This window comes from Azotobacter bryophylli, from assembly GCF_042643485.1.
GTDB classification, from domain to species: Bacteria; Pseudomonadota; Gammaproteobacteria; order Pseudomonadales; family Pseudomonadaceae; genus Azotobacter; species Azotobacter bryophylli.
This window is the reverse complement of the sequence record NZ_JBHRSJ010000016.1, coordinates 178,721-197,934: the sequence shown is the minus strand read 5'-3', so window position 1 is coordinate 197,934 and position 19,214 is coordinate 178,721. Positions and strand designations below refer to the sequence as shown.

Here is a 19,214-nt window from a genome sequence, read left to right as displayed (position 1 = left end):
CTCATACCGCCGCTCCCGCCGCACTGCGTCCCGCGAAGCGCCGGCTCAGGCGGTCGAAGGCCAGGTAGATCACCGGCGTGGTGAACAGGGTCAGGAGCTGGCTGACCAGCAGGCCGCCGACCAGCACCAGGCCCAGCGGCTGGCGCAGCTCGGCGCCCGAGCCGGAGGCCAGCATCAGCGGGATGGCGCCGAACAGCGCCGCCAGGGTGGTCATCAGGATCGGCCGGAAGCGCAGCAGCGCCGCCCGGTGGATCGCCGCCTGCGGCTCCATGCCCTGATGGCGCTCGGCCTCCAGGGCGAAGTCGATCATCATGATCGCGTTCTTCTTGACGATGCCGATCAGCAGGATGATGCCGATGATGGCGATCAGCCCGAGATCGTTGCCCGACAGCAGCAGCGCCAGCAACGCGCCGACCGCGGCGGACGGCAGGGTGGAGAGGATGGTGACCGGGTGGATGTAGCTCTCGTAGAGCACGCCGAGCACGATGTACATGGTCACCACGGCCGCCAGGATCAGCAGCAGGGTGCTGGCCAGGGAGGCGCGGAAGGCCTCGGCGGCGCCCTGGAATTCGCTCTGGATCGCCAGCGGCAGGCCGATCTCCTGCTGCACCTGCTCGATGGCCGCCACCGCCTCGCCCAGGGCCACGCCCGGTCGCAGGTTGAAGGACAGGGTCGCCGCCGGGAACTGACCGATGTGGTTAACCAGGAGTGCAGCCGGGCGCTCGTCGATGCGCGCCAGGGCCGAGAGGCGGACCTGCCCGGTGTTGCCGGCGGCATCCGAGCTGGCCACGTAGAGCTGGCCCAGCGACTCCGGCCCGAGGCGGTCGGCGGCCTGGCTCTCCAGCACCACGCGGTACTGGCTGGCCTGGGTGTAGATGGTGGAGATCTGCCGTTGGCCGAGGGCGTCGTAGAGGGCGTCGTCGATGGCCGACACCGTCACCCCGAGGCGCGCGGCGGCGTCGCGGTCGATCTCCAGGTACACCTGCAGGCCGCGGCTCTGCAGGTCGCTGGTGACGTCGGTGAGCTCCGGCCGCCGGCGCAGGGCCTCGACCAGCTTCGGCGTCCACTCCTCCAGCAGCGCGCCGTCCGGCGTCTCCAGACTGAGCTGGAACTGGGTGCGGCTGACCCGGTCCTCGATGGTCAGGTCCTGCACCGGCTGGAGGAACAGCTCGATGCCCGGCACCTCGGCCAGCCGCGGGCGCAGGCGCTCGATCACCTCGCTGGCGGTGACGTCGCGCTCGGCGTGGGGCTTGAGGTTGATCAGCATGCGGCCGCTGTTGAGGGTGACGTTGTCGCCGTCCACGCCGATGTAGGACGACAGGCTGGTCACCGCCGGGTCGGCGAGGATCACCTCGGCCAGCGCCTGCTGGCGCTCGCTCATGGCGCGGAAGGAGATGCTCTGCGGCGCCTCGGAAATGCCCTGGATCACCCCGGTGTCCTGCACCGGGAAGAAGCCCTTGGGCACCGCCAGGTAGAGCACCACGGTGAGGCCGAGAGTGGCCACGGCGATCAGCAGGGTCAGCGCCTGGTGGCGCAGCACCCACTGCAGGGCGCGGTCGTAGCCGGCGATCAGGCCGTCGATCCAGGCGCCGCTGGCGCGGTAGAAGCGGCTCTCCCGCTCCTTCGGCTCGTGCCGGAGGAACAGCGCGCACATCATCGGCGTCAGGGTCAGAGACACCACCAGGGAGATCAGGATCGCCACCGCCAGGGTGATGGCGAACTCGCGGAACAGCCGGCCGACCACGTCGGCCATGAACAGCAGCGGAATCAGCACGGCGATCAGCGAGAAAGTCAGCGAGACCAGGGTGAAGCCGATCTGCTTCGCCCCCTTGAGCGCCGCGTTGAGCGGCGTCTCGCCCTCCTCCAGGTGGCGGGCGATGTTCTCCAGCATGACGATGGCGTCGTCCACCACGAAACCGGCGGCCACGGTCAGGGCCATCAGGGTCAGGTTGTTGACGGAGAAGCCGGCCAGGTACATGACGGCGAAGGTGCCGATCAAAGACAGCGGCACCGTCACCGAGGGGATCACCGTGGCCGACAGCTTGCGCAGGAACAGGAAGGTGACCAGCACCACCAGGCCGACCGACAGCGCCAGCTCGAACTGCACGTCGTGCACCGCGGCGCGGATGGTCTGGGTGCGGTCGGTGAGCTGGGTCACCTGCAGGCTGGCCGGCAGGCCGGCGGTGATCTGCGGCAGCAGCTTCTGCACCCGCTCGACCACCTCGATCACGTTGGCGCCCGGCTGGCGCTGGATGTTCACCAGCACCGCCGCGTTGCGGTTGGCCCAGGCGGCCAGCCGCTCGTTCTCGGCGCCGTCGGCGACGGTCGCCACGTCGCGCAGGCGCAGCGCCGCGCCGTTCTGGTAGGCGAGCACCAGGTCGCGGTATTCGGCGGCGGACTTCAGCTGATCGTTGGCGTCGAGCTGGGACACCCGGGTCGGACCGTCGAAGTTGCCCTTCGGCTGGTTGACGTTGGAGGCGGTGATCAGCGCGCGCACGTCGGACAGGTTGAGGCCCTTGGCCGCCAGCGTCTCGGGATCGACCTGGATGCGCACCGCCGGGCGCTGGCCGCCGGCCAGGCTGACCAGGCCGACGCCGCTGATCTGCGCCAGTTTCTGCGCCATGCGGGTGTCCACCAGGTCGTGGACCTCGGGCAACGGCAGGGTGTCGGAGGTGATCGCCAGGGTCATCACCGGCGTGTCGGCCGGGTTGACCTTGTTGTACACCGGCGGCGCCGGCAGGTCGTCGGGCAGCAGGTTGGTGGCCGCGTTGATCGCCGCCTGCACCTCCTGCTCGGCGACGTCCAGGTTCACGTCCAGGGTGAAACGCAGGGTGATCACCGAGGCGCCGCCGGAACTGGTCGAGGACATCTGCTGCAGGCCCGGCATCTGGCCGAACTGGCGCTCCAGCGGCGCGGTCACGGCGCTGGTCATCACTTCCGGACTGGCGCCCGGATAGAGGGTCATCACGCGGATGGTCGGATAGTCCACCTCGGGCAGCGCGGACACCGGCAGCAGACGATAGGCGATCACCCCGCAGAGGAAGATCGCCAGCATGATCAGGGTGGTGGCGACCGGGCGGAGAATGAACGGGCGCGAGATGTTCATGCGTTGGGCTTCGCCGGGGCCTGGGCCGGCTTGACCGGTTCGGCGCTGGCCGCCTTGCCGTCGATGACTTCCACCTGGGAGCCTTCGCGCAGGCGGTCGATGCCCTCCAGCACCAGGCGCTCGCCGAGGGCGAGACCGTCCTCGATCAGGGTGGTCGGGCCGTCGCTGGGGCCGACCACCACGGTGCGCTGCTGCACCTTGCTGTCATTGCCGACCACGTAGACGAAGGTGCCCCTGGCGCCGTACTGCAGCGCCGCCGAGGGAATCAGGGTGGCCTGCTGGCGGGTGTCGACGCGCAGGCGCACGTTGACGAACTGGTTGGGGAACAGCGTCTGCGCGGCGTTCTCGAAGCGCGCCTTGAGGCGCAGGGTGCCGGTGGTCAGGTCGATCTGGTTGTCGGTGCTCTGCAGCATGCCCTCGGCCAGCTTGCCGCGCTCGCTGCGGTCCCAGGCCTCGACGGCGAGCCTCTGGCCGGTGCGCAGGCGCTCCAGCACCGGCGGCAGTTCGCCCTCGGGCAGGGTGAAGCTGACCGCGATGGGCAGGGTCTGGGTGATGGTCACCAGCGGCGTGGTGTCCGAGCTGGTCACCAGGTTGCCGATGTCCACCTGGCGCAGGCCGAGACGCCCGGCGATGGGCGCGCGGACCTGGGTGAATTCGAGGTTCAGGCGGGCGTCGCCGACCGCCGCCTGGTCGGACTTGACCGTGCCCTCGAGCTGCGCCACCAGGGCGCGCTGGGTGTCGAGGGTCTGCTTGGCCACGGAATCCTCGGCGAACAGCCGCTCGTAGCGCGTCAGATCGAGTTCGGCGTTCTTCAGCTGGGCGCGGTTCTGCAGCAGCGTGCCCTCGGCCTGCTGCAGGGCGATCTCGTAGGGGCGCGGATCGATCACCGCCAGCACGTCGCCGGCCTTGACCTGCTGGCCCTCGTCGAACAGCACCTTGACCAGTTGACCGCTGACCCGTGCCCTGACGTTGACCGTGTTGTAGGCGATGACCGTGCCGATGGCCTTCAGCTCGACGGGAAAGTCGCCCTGACGCACCTCGGCCACGCGCACGGGCACCGGCCCGCCGAAGTCGCCGAAGGGCCCGCGGGGACCGCCTCCGCCCTGGCCGCCGGGGCCATGCGGGCCGCCCGGGGCCTTGGCGCCGGCTGCCGGCCACAGCCACCAGGCCAGGAGCGCCACGGCGACCAGCGCCAGCCCAAGGAACAGCCAGCGGCGCGCTGTGCGGGGGGAGAAATTCAGACTCGGCTCGGACATAACGGCAAATCGCGATGAAGGGAGGCAGAACGATAAGTACTCGCGTCCGCGAAGCAAAGCCCCTTTACCGGTCTTTTACCTTTCGCTGGAGGAGCTTGCGCCGTGGCCCTGGCCGGGCCCGGAGATCGATGGACCGCAGGGGCGAGCGAGCCGCCCCTGGGGAGAGATGGCCTCAGAGCACCGCCAAGGCCGCGGCGTAGTCCGGCTCCTGGGCGATCTCGGAGACCAGCTCGGCGTGCAGCACCTTGTCGTTCTCGTCCAGCACCACCACGGCGCGGGCGGCCAGGCCGGTCATCGGACCCTCGGCGATGGCCACGCCGTAGTCCTTAAGAAACTCGCGGCCGCGCAGGGTCGACAGGGTGACCACGTTCTCCAGGCCTTCGGCGCCGCAGAAACGCTTCTGGGCGAACGGCAGGTCGGCGGAGATGCACAACACCACGGTATTGGCCAGCTTGCTCGCCTCGGCGTTGAACTTGCGCACGGAGGTGGCGCAGGTCGGGGTGTCGATGCTCGGGAAGATGTTCAGCACCTTGCGCTTGCCGGCGAAGCTGGCGAGGTCGACGTCGGCCAGCTGGGCGTTGACCAGGCTGAAGGCCGGAGCCTGCTGGCCGACCGCGGGCAGTTCGCCCTCGATCCGGATCGGGTTGCCGCGCAGAGTCACTTGAGCCATGGGATTTTCCTTCTGGTTGGGAATTGGCGGCGCCAAGACTGGCACAAAAAGTCCCACTTGGGCAGTGGGACTTTCGCCGGACGCCGCCCCGATCAGAAATCCCGCTTGTAGAAGACATCCAGCGAGCTGGCCACGCCGCTGGCCGCTTCGATGTACAGCCGCCGGCTCAACTGGTAGCGCAGGGCGACGGAGCTCAGCGAATCGAACACCCCCATCCCGTAGACCAGGCTCAGCCGCTCGGAGATCTTGCCGCTGGCCACCACGCTGGTCTGGGTGCCGCTGCCCTTGGTGCCCAGTTCGAACTCCTTGATGCCGAGCCGCTCGGCCAGGCTGCCAGTCAGCGGCGAGCTGCCGGCCAGGCCCAGGCTCAGGGCGGCCTGGGCGAGCGTGTTGCTGTCGGCGTTGTTGGCCCCCGGCGCCCGTCCCAGGATCAGGTAGGACAGCGCCTGCTCCTGGCTCATGGCCGGTTCGGAGAAGATCTCCACCTGGGGCTGCAGGGCGCTGCCGCCGACCCGCAGCCCGGCGGTCACGTCCTCGACCTTGCGGATCGCCTCGACGTCCAGATAGGGCTGGTCGATCGCGCCGACGAACAGCAGGCGCGCCCGGCGGATGTCCAGGCGCTGGCCATAGGCGCGGTAACGCCCGTTCTTCAGATCCAGCTCGCCGCGGGTGTCCATGTTGTTGCCGACGTGCAGCTGCCCGGCCAGCTCGGCGTTCAGGCCGAAGCCCTCGAAGCTCAGCTTGTCGCGGCCGACCTCGACGTTGACGTCCATCAGCATGGTCAGGGGCTGCGCGGCCTCCGGCTCGCGCCCCGCCACCACGGCATCCTCGGAGACCTTCACCGAAGACGGCGGCAGTTCGCGGATGCGGATCCGCCCGCGCGGCACCTGCAGCTTGCCGCTCAGGGCCAGTTGCTTGCCGACCAGCCGCAGGCGCAGGTCGGGATCGACCTCCAGCGCGGCATAGGGCTCGACGCTGACCGGCAGACGGTTGCCGCGGATGCCCAGGTTCAGGTCCGGGGCCTGGCGCCAGTCGAGGGTGCCGTCCAGCTCGCCGCGCCCCTTCTCACCGCTGCGCCAGTCGCCGTCCAGCTGCAGACTCTCTCCGGCGATCAGCGCCTGCAGCTGGAGGGCCTCGAAGCGCATGGGCAGGCGGGTTCCGGCGATCAGCCCGTCGCGCAGCTCGATCCGGCCGTTAATCTGCGGCTTGCGTAGGCTGCCGCGCAGCGTGCCGTTGCCGTTCACCTGGCCCTGCAGCTCCTCCACCGGCCCGGCGAAGGGTCGGATCACCGCCAGGTCGAAGCCGCGCAGGGAGAACTCGCCGCTCAGCGGCGGGTCCTGCGGGCGCGGGTCGATCTGCGCGCGCAGGTTCAGCTCGCCCAGGCGCTCGCCGGCGAACGCCAGGCGGCTGTCGACCCGCTCCGGTTGCAGCAGGCTTTCCAGGTGCAGCTGGCGGTAGGGAAAGTCCCGCCACTGGCCCTGGTCGCGGATGCGCAGCACGCCATTGCCGGCGTCCAGGAAGATCCGTCCGCGCGGGCCGGCCTTCGGCAGTTCCAGCTGCAGATCGCCGTTCAGCCGGCCCTGCCAGGCGAAGTCCTGCGGCCAGAAGGCGGCCAGATTGTCCAGCGGGAAGTCGCGCAGACGGATGTTCAGGTGCGGCTCCGGCAGCAGCCGCTGCCGATCCTCGGCGCAGAGGCTGGCGGCTGCGGAGCGCCAGCAGTGCGCACCGAGGTTCAGGCTGCCGTCGGCCAGCCGCTCCAGGCTCGCCGGTTGCTGCAGGCGCCAGTCCTGGCCGCCGCTCTGCACCGAACCGCTACCGAGCCGCCCGCGCCAGCTCCAGCCGCTGGCTCCCTGCTCCAGCCGGCCGTCGAGGCCGAGGGCCAACTGCAGATCGGGGCCGCTCAGACCGAGGTCGAGGCGCTGCTCGCGGCGATCGCCCTGCCCCACGGCCTTGAGGTTGCCCAGCTGGGTCGCGCCGAGGCGGATGCCGCTGCCGTTCAGCTCCAGGCGACCGCGCTGGGCGCCGTCCAGCGTGGCGGCGAGGGTCAGGCCGTCCAGGCTGCGCTCGCCCATGGCCAGTTGGCGGGCCTCCAGCGCCAGGCCGCCCTCGGGGGCCTGCAGGGAACCGGCCAGATCCAGGGCGCCGTCGATCCGCCCGCGCAGACCCGGCCAGAGTTGTCCCAGGCGCGGCATGGCGAGCACCAGCTGGCCCTTGAGTCCGCGATCCAGCCGGCCGCTGCCCTGGATGCGGTTGTCGCCCAGGCGCAGGTCGAGCCGGGAAAGATCCCAGACCTGCCCCGCTCCCTTTGCCTCGGTCTGCAAGCGCGCCGGTTGCCCGCGCAGCCGCCCGGCCAGTTCGACGGTGGCCTCCAGTTCGAGCCTGCCGGCGCGGAATTCTCCCCGGCTGCGCAAGGGGCCGTCGAGGTTGCCGACCAGCTCGGAGCGCCAGTAGGCGGGGTTCAGGTCGCTCAGCTGCAGGCTGGCGTTCCAGGCGAGGCCCTCGGCGAAGTTCAGGCTGAGCTGGCCTTCGGCCTTGCCCTGCCCGGCGACCAGCTGCAGCTGCGGCAGATGCACCTGGCGCAAATCGCCGCTCAGGGGGCTGCTCAGGCTGAAGGGCCCGGCCGGGCCGTGCAGGTCGGCGGCGAAGTTGCCCAGGTAATTGCCGTCCCGGTAGGACAGCTCGGCGCCGAGCCGGCGCAGGGCCACCGGCGGCTCGGCGAGGCCCGGATACAGGCGCAGCCAGGGGAAGTCCTGCCAGTCGAGGCGGGCCTCGGCGGCCAGTCCTTCGCGCCAGTCGAGCTTGGCGTCGAGGGCGACGCGCTGGCCGTTACCGGCGTCCAGCTCCAGTCGGGACAGCTCGGCGTCCTGCTTGGTCAGCCGGCCCAGCAGCGCCAGCGGCATGGCCCCGCCCTCGGCCGGCAGGCTGGCCGTGCCCTGCACCTCGTAGCCGTCCTGCAGATCGCCGGCGGCGACCAGCTCCAGCCGGTCTAGGCGCAGGGTGTCGGGCAGGCCGGCTATCGGCTTGAAGCCATCGGCGGTCAGGCGAAAGCGCGCCGGCAGACGCTCGGCCAGGGGCTCGACGCTGCCCTCCAGCCGTCCCGGGAAGAAGCCGCTGCTGTCGGCCTGCAGGTTCAGGGTGCCCTGCAGGGCGCCGTCGACCTGCAGGGCGATCCGCCACGGCTGACCGCCCGGCGCCGCCAGGGCGAGCTCGCCGCGGGCCGCCAGCGGCCAGTCGGCGGCCGGTTGCAGGCTGCCCGTAAGGCTCAGCGCCAGCCCCTGGCGGCGCAGCTCCAGGGATTCGATGGCGATACCCTCGCCGGTCCAGTTCGCCGCCGCCTGCAGGCTCTGCAACTGTTCCGTGCCGTTGAGCAGCAGACGCCCGACCTGCACCTCGCCCAGACGCAACCGCAGCGGCAGCTTCAGCTGCGGCAGGCGCAGCGGGCCGGTGGTCGCCGGCTGTCCGCCCGGCGGGAACTGTAGAACGATCTGGCCGCTGGCCAGCCGGTCCACGCAGAGGGTCATCCCCAGCAGGCACGACGGCCGCCAGGCGAACTGCACGGCGGACAGCTCGGCGCGCCGCTCGCCCTGCTCCCAGAGCAGCCGCTCGGCTTGCCAGGAACCGCCGAGCCGGCCGGCGAAGCCTTCCACCTGCAGCCCCGCAATCCGGCCCAGCAGCCAGCGGCTGCCGGCCTCGGTGCCCAGCAGGCCCGCCACGGCGAGAAACAGCGCCAGCAGGAGCGCGAACAGGACGGCCAGGGTACGACGCAGATAAGTCATAGATCCGGCCCCATGGAGAAGTGCACGCGGAAGCCGCCGTCCTGCACCGCATGGGCCAGGTCGAGGCGCAGCGGGCCGACCGGCGAGATCCAGCGCACGCCGACGCCCACGCCGGTCTTGAAGGTCGGAGAGCTCAGGGAGTTGAAGGAGTTGCCCTCGTCGACGAAGGTGGCCACGCGCCATTTCTCCCGCACCGCGTACTGGTACTCCAGGCTGCCCGCCGCCATGTAGCGCCCGCCGATGTGGTCGCCCCTGGAATTGGTCGGCGACAGCGTCTGGTAGTCGTAGCCGCGCACGCTCTGGTCGCCGCCGGCGAAGAAGCGCAGCGAGGGCGGCACCTGGGTGTACTGGTCGGTGAAGTTGCCGCCGAACTGCATCCGGCCGAGCAGGCGGTGCTTGTCGGCGACGGTGGTGAGCCCCTTGAGCAGGGCGAAGCCGTGCACCAGGTCGGCGTCCGAGAGCAGGCCGCCCTTGGCCGCGGACACTTCGAACTGCAGGCGGTATCCCCGGCTCGGATCGAGCGGGTGATCGCTGCGCAGGTAGGAATAGGTCACCCCCGGCAGCAGGAAGCTGCTCAGGCCGCTGTCGTCGCCCAGGCGATACTCCTCGCGCTGCCATTTCAGCGAGACCACCCGCTGCCAGCCGCTGGGCAGCTTGCTGTGCCACTCCGGCCCGAACGTGACCAGGTTGCTCAGGCTGTCGGTATTGGCCAACTGCTGGTACTGGTAGCCACCGACGATGCGCAGCTTGTCAGTGGTCGGCGGGTTGAGGGGGATGTCGTACCACAGGCCGGCGTTGGTCTGGGGCGCCGAAACCTCCGCCTCGGCCCCGTAGCTGTGCCCCTTCGGGTTGAACCAGTGCCGGGTCCAGTTGGCCCGCCCGCGCGGACCGTAGTCGGTGGAGAAGCCGACTCCGACGCCGAAGCTGCGCGGCTTGCGCATCGCCAGCCGGACGTTGACCGGCAGCCGCTCGCCGCGCGCGTTGCCCGGGCTGGAATCGACGCGCACGCTCTCGAAATAGCCGCTTTCCTGCAGGTTCTTCTGCAGCTTGGCGATGAGATCGGAATCGTAGGGGGTGTCCAGGCCGAAAGGCACCATCCGCCGCAGCAGTTTGTCTTCCAGAGTCGTATCGCCGCTGAAGGTCACCGGCCCCAGGAGATAGCGCGGGCCGGTGTCGTAGACCAGCTCGATGTCGGCGATCCCCGCCGCCGGGTCGATCTGCAGGCTGTGGCGGGTGAAGCGCCCGGCGAAGAAGCCGTAGCGCGAGGCCCGACTCTCGATCAGCTTCTTGGCGTCCTCGTAGTGGCCGTGATCGAGCCTGACGCCCGGCTTAAGCTCGGGGCTCTGCGGCAGGCGGAAGGCCTTGTCCCCGGCCCCCGGCCCCTCGATGCGGATGACCACATGGCGCAGGCGCACCGGCTCCCCGGGCACCACTCGGAGGATCAGGCGCAGCGGGTCGCGCCGGACTTCGCTGCCGATCTGGGCCTGGTAATAACCGAGGGCTTCGGCGGCGCTGCGCGCCTGGGCCTCGGCGGCCGTACGGAAGCGGCGCAGGGCTTGCTCGTCGCGATCTTCCAGCGATCCGATGTGGCTTTCGATGTTGCTTTTCAGGGCGCCATTGCCCGGTTCCACCTGTACGTCCAGTCCGGCTTCGGCCAGGGCGGCGCCAGGCAGGAGAAGAAGCGACAACAGCCAGGGGCGTGGCGAAAACTTCATGTAAAGGCGTGCTTGGCCGTGTTCCTGCTGGCCCTAGAGCCTAGCATCGGACGATCGGCGGGGACAGCCAAGCGGTCCGCTCCGCTCGGCTCAGGCGCTCGCCTTCTTGACCGCCCGCAGGGGTTGGGGATGGAAGAACACGTGCTCGGTCACCGGACCGACCTGGATCTGCCCCACGTCCTCGTAGCCGTGACGGCGGAAGAAATCCAGATACTGGGGGTTGCCGGTATTCACCACCACGCCCTTGGAATTGGGGTCGTCGGCACACCAGTTGTGCAGCGCCTCGAGCAGCTGATCGCCGTAGCGCTGCCTCTGGAACTCCGGGTGCACACCGATCAGGGGCAGCACGTGGTAGGCCCCCGGCGGCAGGCAGCCCATCACCGCTTCGTGGTAGTCGAGATAACGGCGGGTGCAGCGGAAGCCGGCGGTCAGCAGCATGCGCATGCGCCAGCCCCAGCTTTCGGTGATTTCCAGGCGGCGTTGCGGCGGCGAGATCAGCGCCAGGCCGATCAGCCGCTCCCCCAGCATGAGGCCCAGCGCCGGCAGCTCGTCGGCGAAATGCTGCTGGAGCAGTTCGCGCACGGTCGCCCGGATGCGCTGCTCGTAGCCGGGGCGCTCGGCTTCGAACAGATAGGCGAAGGTGGGCACGTTGCGATAGGCGTGGTACAGCAGCGAGCGTGCCTCGCGGATGTAACTGTCGTCGAGAACCCGGATTTCAGCAGGTGCAGGCATAGTCGTGACCTCTCGATTTTCCATTCCAGATGGCCGGAAAGCAGCGCGTGCGCCGTTGAACGTCCCGGTTCGCATCTTAAGGAACTTAGCACCGCCCCCGGTCCCTAGCCAGTTGACTGGCCGCCCCTCCCGGCAATCGGCTAGCATGGCCGCTTTTCTTCGGACCGGCTGCCCATGAAGATCGTCTCCTTCAATATCAACGGCCTGCGCGCCCGCCCGCACCAACTGGCGGCGCTGATCGAAAAGCATCGACCGGACGTGATCGGCCTGCAGGAAACCAAGGTCGCCGACGAGCAGTTTCCCCGGGCGGAAATCGAGGCGCTCGGCTATCACGTGCACTACCACGGGCAGAAAGGCCATTACGGCGTCGCCCTGCTCTCCCGCCAGCCGCCCCTGGCCTTGGAAAAAGGCTTTCCCGACGATGGCGAGGAATCGCAGAAGCGCTTCATCTGGGGCACCTTCGCCGACGCGGACGGTCGGCAGATCACCGTGATGAACGGCTACTTCCCGCAGGGCGAGAGCCGCGTCCACCCGGTGAAGTTCCCGGCCAAGACCCGCTTCTACGCCGACCTGCAGGCCCTGCTGGAGACCCGCTTCGCCCCCGACCAGGAGCTGGCGCTGATGGGCGACTTCAACATTTCCCCGGAGGACTGCGATATCGGCATCGGCGCGGACAACGCCAAGCGCTGGCTGCGCACCGGCAAGTGCAGCTTCCTGCCGGAGGAGCGCGAATGGATGGCCCGGCTCAAGGGTTGGGGCCTGCAGGACAGCTTCCGCACCCTGCACCCAGAGGCGAACGATCGCTTCAGCTGGTTCGACTACCGCAGCCGCGGCTTCGAGGACGAACCCAAGCGCGGGCTGCGCATCGACCTGATCCTGGTTTCCGAGGCCCTCAAGGGACGCCTCAAGGCGGCGGGCATCGACTACGATCTGCGCGGCATGGACAAGCCGTCCGATCACGCCCCGGTCTGGCTGGAGCTGGACTGATCGGCGGCGGGTGACGGCAATCACACTTCCGGCCGGGCATGTCCTGGCCGTACTTATACTGAAACATATCAGTAACCGGACTGACTTATTCTCCCGGCACCTTCCAACCAATACCAAGAAAAGGTGCTTCAACCGATGTCGCGCACTAGTGCCAACGCAACAAGGAAACGTGCCGGTTCCCTCCTGATCGGACTTCTCTGCGCAACCCTGCCCTGGACCGGATCCGTCGCTGGTCAGATGGCGACGGCCGAGCCGGCCGCGCTGCGCATCCAGGGTTCCAATACCATCGGCGCCGCGCTGGCCCCGGCGCTGGTCAAGGGACTGTTCGAAGCCCAGGGGATGCGCGACATCCGCATCGAGAACGGCGACGGTGCCAACGAACAGCGGGTGCTGGCTACCGACAGCGCCGGGCGTCCCGTCGTGGCGGAGATCGGCGCGCACGGTTCGAGCACCGGCTTCACCGCCCTGCTGGCGGGCCAGGCCGACCTGGCTGCCTCCTCGCGGCCGATCAGGGACGAGGAGATCGCCAGCCTTGCGGCGCTCGGCGACCTGCGCAGTCCGGATGCCGAACAGGTGATCGCCATCGACGGTCTGGCGGTCATCCTCCATCCCGACAACCCGCTGCAATCCCTGAGCCTGGCGCAACTGGCCCAGGTGTTCGCCGGCGAACTGACCACCTGGGAACAGCTCGGCGGGCGTGGCGGGCCCATCCACCTGTATGCCCGCGACGAGCAGTCCGGCACCTACGACACCTTCAGGGAGCTGGTGCTCAAGGCCCACGGCAAGAGCCTGGCCGCCAGTGCCAGGCGCTTCGAGTCCAGCGTCGAGCTGTCCACCGCGGTCAGCGGGGACCCGGCCGGGATCGGCTTCATCGGCCTGCCCTATGTCCGCGAGGCCAAGCCGGTGGCGGTTTCCGCCGGCGATTCCCTGCCGATGCTGCCCGACGCCGGTCTGATCGCCACCGAGGACTACCCGCTGTCCCGCCGCCTGTTCCTCTACAACCAGCCGGCACTGACCCGCTCCTGGACCAAGGCGCTGGTGGAGTTCGCCCACAGCCCGCGCGGCCAGGCCATCGTCGCGGAAAACGGCTTCATCGCGCAGCGGGTGCAGGCGGTACCGGTCAAGCCCCGCGTCGACATGCCGGAGAACTATCAGCAACTGGCGCGCGAGGCGCAGCGCCTATCGGTGAATTTCCGCTTTCAGGAAGGCAGCTCCACGCTGGACAACAAGGCCATGCGCGATCTGAACCGGCTGGTCGCCTATCTGCGCGACAACCGCAAGCTGGAGAACTCGGTGGTGCTGGTCGGCTTCGGCGATCACAAGCAGGATGCAGAGCGCGGCGTCCTGCTGTCGAAGATGCGCGCGATGGCGGTCCGCCGCGAATTGGTCAAGTCCGGCGTGACCTTCCGCGAGGTCATCGGTCTCGGCGATGCCCTGCCGGTGGCGGCCAACAGCGCAGACGAAGGACGGCACAAGAACCGCCGGGTCGAGGTCTGGGTCTACTGATGCAGACGAAGAGGCCCGCGAGCTGCGGGCCTCTCTTTCGGTGTGTGGCGACGGGCGTCAGGCCTTGTCGGCTTCCTCCGGCTCTTCCAGGGCCTCCAGTTTCAGGTCCAGCCAGGAAGCGCCGCCCTCTCCGTCCGCTGCCTCTGGCCGGGCCGGCGCGCTACCCGTCACTCCGCCATCGCGGTGCAGCTTCAGTTGCAGCCGTACGTTGTTCGCCGAGTCGGCATTGCGCAGCGCCTCCTCCTCGCCGATGGCGCCCTCCTTCACCAGCTCAATCAACGCCTGGTCGAAGGTCTGCATACCGAGGTTGCGCGACTTCTCCATGATCTCCTTGATCTCGCCCAGCTCGCTGCGCTTGATCAGGTCGCGCACCGTCGGCGTGCCCAGCAGCACCTCGACCGCGGCCCGACGCTTGCCGTCCTGGGTCTTGACCAGCCGCTGGGAGATGAAGGCCTTGAGGTTGTTGCCCAGGTCGTTGAGTAGCTGCGGGCGGCGCTCCTCCGGGAAGAAGTTGATGATGCGGTCCAGCGCCTGGTTGGCGTTGTTGGCGTGCAGCGTGGAGATCGCCAGATGGCCGGTGTCGGCGAAGGCCAGGGCGTGCTCCATGGTCGCCCGGTCGCGGATCTCGCCGATCAGGATCACGTCCGGCGCCTGGCGCAGGGTGTTCTTCAGCGCCGCGTGGAAGCTGCGGGTGTCCACGCCGACCTCGCGCTGGTTGATGATCGACTTCTTGTGCCGGTGCACGTATTCCACCGGATCCTCGATGGTGATGATGTGTCCGCCGCTGTTGCGGTTGCGGTAGTCGATCAGCGCCGCCAGGGAGGTGGACTTGCCGGAGCCGGTGCCGCCGACGAAGAGCACCAGCCCGCGTTTCTCCATCACCACGTCGAGCAGCACCTTGGGCAGCTTGAGGTCCTCGAAGCGGGGGATGTCCAGCTTGATGTTGCGGGCGACGATGGACACCTCGTTGCGCTGCTTGAAGATGTTGACGCGGAAGCGGCCGATGTTCTGCAGGGAGATGGCCAGGTTCATCTCCAGCTCGCGGTCGAACTCGGCACGCTGCTCGGCGTCCATCAGTCCCTCGGCGATCGTGGCGACCTCGCCGGGCTTCAGCGGCTCCTGACTGAGCGCCTTGAGCACCCCGTTGAACTTGGCGCAGGGCGGTGCGCCGGTGGAGAGGTAAAGGTCCGAACCATCCTGGGTGGCCAGGATTTTCAGCATCGATTGGATATCCATGTGCTCAGTCTGCGGGGCGAAAGCGGGGGTGATGAGGCCACGCCGGATGGCGGGCCGGGACCCTGGCGACTCTAAGAGCGGCCCTCCTCTGGCACAATGAGGAGATTTCCAAGATGAGGACTCCTTCATGGCCAAAGCGATGGCGCGGCACATTCTGGTCAGAACCGAAGCCGAGGCGGCGCAATTGAAGCAGCGCCTGGCCAAGGGCGAGGACTTCGCCAGCCTGGCGCGCAAGCATTCGATCTGCCCTTCGGCCAAGCGCGGCGGCGACCTGGGCGAGGTCCGCCCCGGGCAGATGGTGCGAGCGATCGACCAGGTGATCTTCCGCAAACCCCTGCGCGACATCCACGGCCCGGTCAAGACCCAGTTCGGCTATCACCTGGTACAGACATTCTACCGCGACTGAGCGACGCCTGACCTGTGCGATCAGCGCACAGAGGGGCGCCCCGTCCGCATGGCGGGACTTCCATCGGGACGGCCGGCTGCGCATCATGGGGTGGTGCACGGAACGCCCACCCGAACTGGAACAACAATAATGACCAGTGCCCTCTCCTCCCGCAGCGCCACGCTCCAGATCGTCTCGATCGTCTGCTTTTCCTTCATCGGCTATCTCGGCGTCGGTATCACCCTCGCGGTGATACCGGGGCTGGTCCACGAGCGGCTGGGCTACAGCGCGCTGCTCGCCGGTCTGGTCATCAGCCTGCAGTATCTGGTGACGTTGGGCGTGCGTCCCCTGGCCGGCCGTCTGATCGACAGTGCCGGGCCGAAGCGGGCGATCATCCATGGTCTGGCCGGCTGCGCCTGCAGCGGCCTGCTGATGGCGCTCGCCGCCCTGTGGCTGGACCGGCCGCCCCTCAGCCTGGGCCTGTTGCTGCTCAGCCGGGTGGCGCTGGGCGGCGCCCTCAGTCTGATCGCCTCGGCCTCCATCACCTGGGGAATCGGCCAACTGGGCGGCAGCGGTACCGGCCGGGTGATTTCCTGGAACGGGATCGCCTGCTATGCCGGCATCGCCTTCGGCGCCCCCCTGGGGACCTGGCTGACCGGTCGATACGGCCTTTCCAGCATGGGCCTCAGCGTGCTGCTGGCGGCCCTGGCCGGGCTCGCCCTCGCCGGAGCGAAGACCGGGGTGCCGCCACAGATCGGCGAGCGCCTGGGGTTCATGAAGGTGCTCGGCCGGGTCACCCCCCATGGCCTGGCGCTTGCCCTGGGCACGCTCGGCTATGGCACCATCGCCGCCTTCATCACGCTCTATTACGGCAGCCATGGCTGGGCGCATGCGGAATACTGCCTGACCGCCTTCGGCTTCAGCTTCATCGCCGCCCGCCTGCTGTTCGCCAGGGCGATCGACCGTTTCGGCGGCTCCCCGGTGGCGATGGTCAGCCTGCTGGTGGAGGCTATCGGCCTGGCTTTGCTCTGGGCCGCGCCGGACCGCCTGGCGACCATGGCCGGGGCGTCCCTGACCGGCTTCGGCTTCTCCCTGGTCTTCCCGGCCCTAGGCGTCGAGGCGGTGAAGCTGGCCCCGGCCGCCAGCCGCGGATCGACCATCGGTGCCTATTCGCTGTTCCTGGACCTGGCACTGGGCATCTGCGGACCGCTGATGGGGCTGATCATCGCGAACCAGGGCTTCCGTTCGGTCTTCCTCCTCTGCACCGTCGCCGCCTTCGGCGCACTGGCCCTGACGCTGACCCTGCACCGACGCAGCGGTCCCGCTGCCGGGCTGGCCACGCTCGAGGGCAAGCCCTGATACCCGACGGACTTCGTCGGTTCCGCTGCCCTTGGCGCCCTCGACTCGCTACAATCGGCACCTTTTGCGCCAAGACGTGGCTACCGGGACCAGATCGTGATTTCTACCGCCAACATCACCATGCAGTTCGGGGCCAAGCCCCTGTTCGAGAACGTTTCCGTCAAGTTCGGCAACGGCAACCGCTACGGCCTCATCGGCGCCAACGGCTGCGGCAAGTCGACGTTCATGAAGATCCTCGGCGGCGAGCTGGAGCCGTCGGCCGGCCAAGTGATGCTGGAGCCCAACGTACGGCTGGGCAAGCTGCGCCAGGACCAGTTCGCCTATGAGGACTGCACGGTGATCGACACCGTGATCATGGGCCATGCCGAGCTCTGGGCGGTGAAGGCCGAGCGCGACCGCATCTACGCCCTGCCGGAGATGAGCGAAGAGGATGGCATGAAGGTCGCCGAGCTGGAGGTGCAGTTCGCCGAGTTCGACGGCTACACTGCCGAATCCCGCGCCGGCGAGCTGCTGCTCGGCGTGGGCATTCCGCTGGAGCAGCACTTCGGCCCGATGAGCGCCGTGGCGCCCGGCTGGAAGCTGCGCGTGCTGCTGGCCCAGGCGCTGTTCTCCGATCCGGACGTGCTGCTGCTGGACGAACCGACCAACCACCTGGACATCAACACCATCCGCTGGCTGGAAGGCGTGCTCACGGCGCGCAACTCCACCATGATCATCATCTCCCACGACCGCCACTTCCTGAACAGCGTCTGCACCCACATGGCCGACCTGGACTACGGCGAGCTGCGCCTGTTCCCCGGCAACTACGACGAGTACATGACCGCGGCGACCCAGGCCCGCGAACGCCTGCTGGCCGACAACGCCAAGAAGAAAGCGCAGATCGCCGAACTGCAGACCTTCGTCAGCCGCTTCTCGGCCAACGCCTCCAAGGCCAAGCAGGCCACTAGCCGCGCCAAACAGATCGACAAGATCCAGCTGGAAGAGGTCAAGCCGTCCAGCCGGGTCAGCCCGTTCATCCGCTTCGAGCAGACCAAGAAGCTGCACCGCCAGGCGGTGACGCTGGAGAAGGTCAGCCAGGGCTTCGACGGCACGCCGCTGTTCCGCGATCTCTCCCTGCAGATCGAGGCCGGCGAGCGAGTCGCCATCATCGGCCCGAACGGCATCGGCAAGACCACCCTGCTGCGCACCCTGGTCGGCGAAATGCCGCCCATGCGCGGCGAGGTGAAATGGGCCGAAAGCGCCGAAGTCGGCTACTTCGCCCAGGACCATGCCGACGACTTCGCCGACGACATGACTCTGTTCGACTGGATGGGCCAGTGGACCCAGGGCGGCGAGCAGCTGATCCGCGGCACCCTCGGGCGCATGCTGTTCTCCAACGACGACATCCGCAAATCGGTGAAGGTGATTTCCGGCGGCGAGCAGGGCCGCATGCTGTTCGGCAAGCTGATCCTGGCCAAGCCCAACGTGCTGGTGATGGACGAACCGACCAACCACCTCGACATGGAATCCATCGAGGCGCTCAACCTGGCGCTGGAGAACTACCCGGGCACGCTGATCTTCGTCAGCCACGACCGCGAGTTCGTCAGCTCGCTGGCGAGCCGCATCATCGAGCTGTCGGAGAACGGCGTCACCGACTTCAGCGGCAGCTACGACGACTACCTACGCAGCCAGGGCGTCGTCATTTGAGGAACCCAGCCGGCCTGCACAGGCCGGCTGCTTTTGTGTGCGAGAGCGGATGCATTGCGAGTTGCCGATCACAGATGCGTCCGCTCCTACATGAGCCCCGCCCATTGCGGCAGAATTTGCCGGCTGAACTTCCCGCCAAGCAACAGCCAGTCGCCCCAGAAGAGCTGGTGTAGCCCAACGATCCCCCAGAACACCCACTGATACGAGACCTTGCGTGTCTTGTGGCGAAAGAGCTGCTGTGCCACCAACGCACCGGGCCAGCCGCCAAGCAGTTCGGCGACATGCAAGCTGTTCTCCGGTGTACGCCAGCGGCCCTTTTCGGCGCGGCTCTTGTCGCTCCAGTACTGGAAGAAACTGATCAGACTGATCAGTCCGTAGGCATATAACGGCCATACGAAGCCCGAAACCCACAGCATCTGCAGCGCGCCACCGAGCGGCAATGTGCAGAGCCCAAGGAACAACACCAGCTTGAACGGCAGGTTCTGAATTCCGCCTCGCCCTGGCCGCTCCTTGTGCGGCGCACTCTCGGTCTGGGCGGCCGCTGGCCGCGGCTTGCGCCGAATAGCCGGGCGGTCGAGGCTCAGCTCGTCGAAGCGCATGTGTCTGGCCCGCATACGCCCCTGCGGATCTCGCTCAGCCAGATAAAGCACCGTCTCGCCGGTCTGGGGACGTCGCTCGCCACGCATCGCCGAGATATGCACGAACAAGGGCTCACCGCCCTTTTCGGGCTGGATGAAGCCGAAGCCCTTGTCGTCGTTCCAGTTTTTCAATACGCCCCGCTGTTCCATGGCCGATGTTCT

Annotated in this window: 13 protein-coding genes; 5 read left to right on the top strand and 8 right to left on the bottom strand. The window is 68.4% G+C overall.

Annotated elements, in window-relative coordinates; all coding sequences use genetic code 11:
* Nucleotide 1: 1 nt before the first annotated feature.
* The 6 genes from ACFOJE_RS09420 to ACFOJE_RS09395 form a co-directional block, all read right to left on the bottom strand.
* Nucleotides 2-3,106 (bottom strand): MdtB/MuxB family multidrug efflux RND transporter permease subunit, encoded by a 3,105-nt coding sequence (locus ACFOJE_RS09420; protein WP_377814062.1) that lies wholly within the window; start codon nt 3,104-3,106, stop codon nt 2-4.
* Nucleotides 3,103-4,362: an MdtA/MuxA family multidrug efflux RND transporter periplasmic adaptor subunit gene (locus ACFOJE_RS09415; RefSeq protein ID WP_377814061.1), complete on the bottom strand. Its 1,260-nt coding sequence runs from the start codon at nt 4,360-4,362 to the stop codon at nt 3,103-3,105. Before ACFOJE_RS09415 ends, ACFOJE_RS09420 begins: the two co-directional genes overlap by 4 nt.
* A gap of 172 nt (nt 4,363-4,534) precedes the next feature.
* Nucleotides 4,535-5,032 (bottom strand): thiol peroxidase, encoded by a 498-nt coding sequence (tpx, locus tag ACFOJE_RS09410; protein WP_377814060.1) that lies wholly within the window; start codon nt 5,030-5,032, stop codon nt 4,535-4,537.
* A 92-nt stretch (nt 5,033-5,124) separates the two neighbouring features.
* Nucleotides 5,125-8,808, bottom strand: coding sequence for a translocation/assembly module TamB domain-containing protein (locus ACFOJE_RS09405; RefSeq protein ID WP_377814059.1), 3,684 nt, complete (start codon nt 8,806-8,808; stop codon nt 5,125-5,127).
* Nucleotides 8,805-10,523: an autotransporter assembly complex protein TamA gene (locus ACFOJE_RS09400; RefSeq protein ID WP_377814058.1), complete on the bottom strand. Its 1,719-nt coding sequence runs from the start codon at nt 10,521-10,523 to the stop codon at nt 8,805-8,807. Before ACFOJE_RS09400 ends, ACFOJE_RS09405 begins: the two co-directional genes overlap by 4 nt.
* A gap of 90 nt (nt 10,524-10,613) precedes the next feature.
* Entirely contained in the window at nt 10,614-11,255 is a 642-nt protein-coding gene (locus ACFOJE_RS09395) for a GNAT family N-acetyltransferase (RefSeq protein WP_377814057.1), read from the bottom strand.
* Nucleotides 11,256-11,429: 174 nt separating this feature from the next.
* Here ACFOJE_RS09395 and xthA point away from each other — a divergent pair, with 174 nt between their 5' ends.
* Nucleotides 11,430-12,242: an exodeoxyribonuclease III gene (gene xthA / locus ACFOJE_RS09390; RefSeq protein ID WP_377814056.1), complete on the top strand. Its 813-nt coding sequence runs from the start codon at nt 11,430-11,432 to the stop codon at nt 12,240-12,242.
* 237 nt (nt 12,243-12,479) lie between these two features.
* A complete protein-coding gene (locus ACFOJE_RS09385; RefSeq protein ID WP_377814055.1) occupies nt 12,480-13,748 on the top strand; it encodes a substrate-binding domain-containing protein in 1,269 nt (422 codons plus the stop codon).
* A 57-nt stretch (nt 13,749-13,805) separates the two neighbouring features.
* Here ACFOJE_RS09385 and ACFOJE_RS09380 read toward each other — a convergent pair whose 3' ends face one another.
* Nucleotides 13,806-14,984, bottom strand: a complete 1,179-nt coding sequence (locus ACFOJE_RS09380) for a PilT/PilU family type 4a pilus ATPase (protein ID WP_377814054.1) — start codon at nt 14,982-14,984, stop codon at nt 13,806-13,808.
* A 127-nt stretch (nt 14,985-15,111) separates the two neighbouring features.
* On the opposite strand from ACFOJE_RS09380, the gene ACFOJE_RS09375 reads away from it, so the two are divergent.
* The 3 genes from ACFOJE_RS09375 to ACFOJE_RS09365 all read left to right on the top strand — a co-directional run bounded on the left by ACFOJE_RS09375 (nt 15,112) and on the right by ACFOJE_RS09365 (nt 18,414).
* Complete coding sequence (locus tag ACFOJE_RS09375; RefSeq protein WP_377814053.1) at nt 15,112-15,390, top strand: peptidylprolyl isomerase; 279 nt, start codon at nt 15,112-15,114, stop codon at nt 15,388-15,390.
* Nucleotides 15,391-15,519: 129 nt separating this feature from the next.
* Nucleotides 15,520-16,728 (top strand): MFS transporter, encoded by a 1,209-nt coding sequence (locus ACFOJE_RS09370; protein WP_377814052.1) that lies wholly within the window; start codon nt 15,520-15,522, stop codon nt 16,726-16,728.
* 96 nt (nt 16,729-16,824) lie between these two features.
* Nucleotides 16,825-18,414, top strand: a complete 1,590-nt coding sequence (locus tag ACFOJE_RS09365; protein WP_377814051.1) for an ABC-F family ATPase — start codon at nt 16,825-16,827, stop codon at nt 18,412-18,414.
* 86 nt (nt 18,415-18,500) lie between these two features.
* On the opposite strand, the gene ACFOJE_RS09360 is transcribed toward ACFOJE_RS09365, so the two are convergent.
* A complete protein-coding gene (locus ACFOJE_RS09360; protein WP_377814050.1) occupies nt 18,501-19,202 on the bottom strand; it encodes a DUF1294 domain-containing protein in 702 nt (233 codons plus the stop codon).
* Nucleotides 19,203-19,214 lie beyond the last annotated feature (12 nt).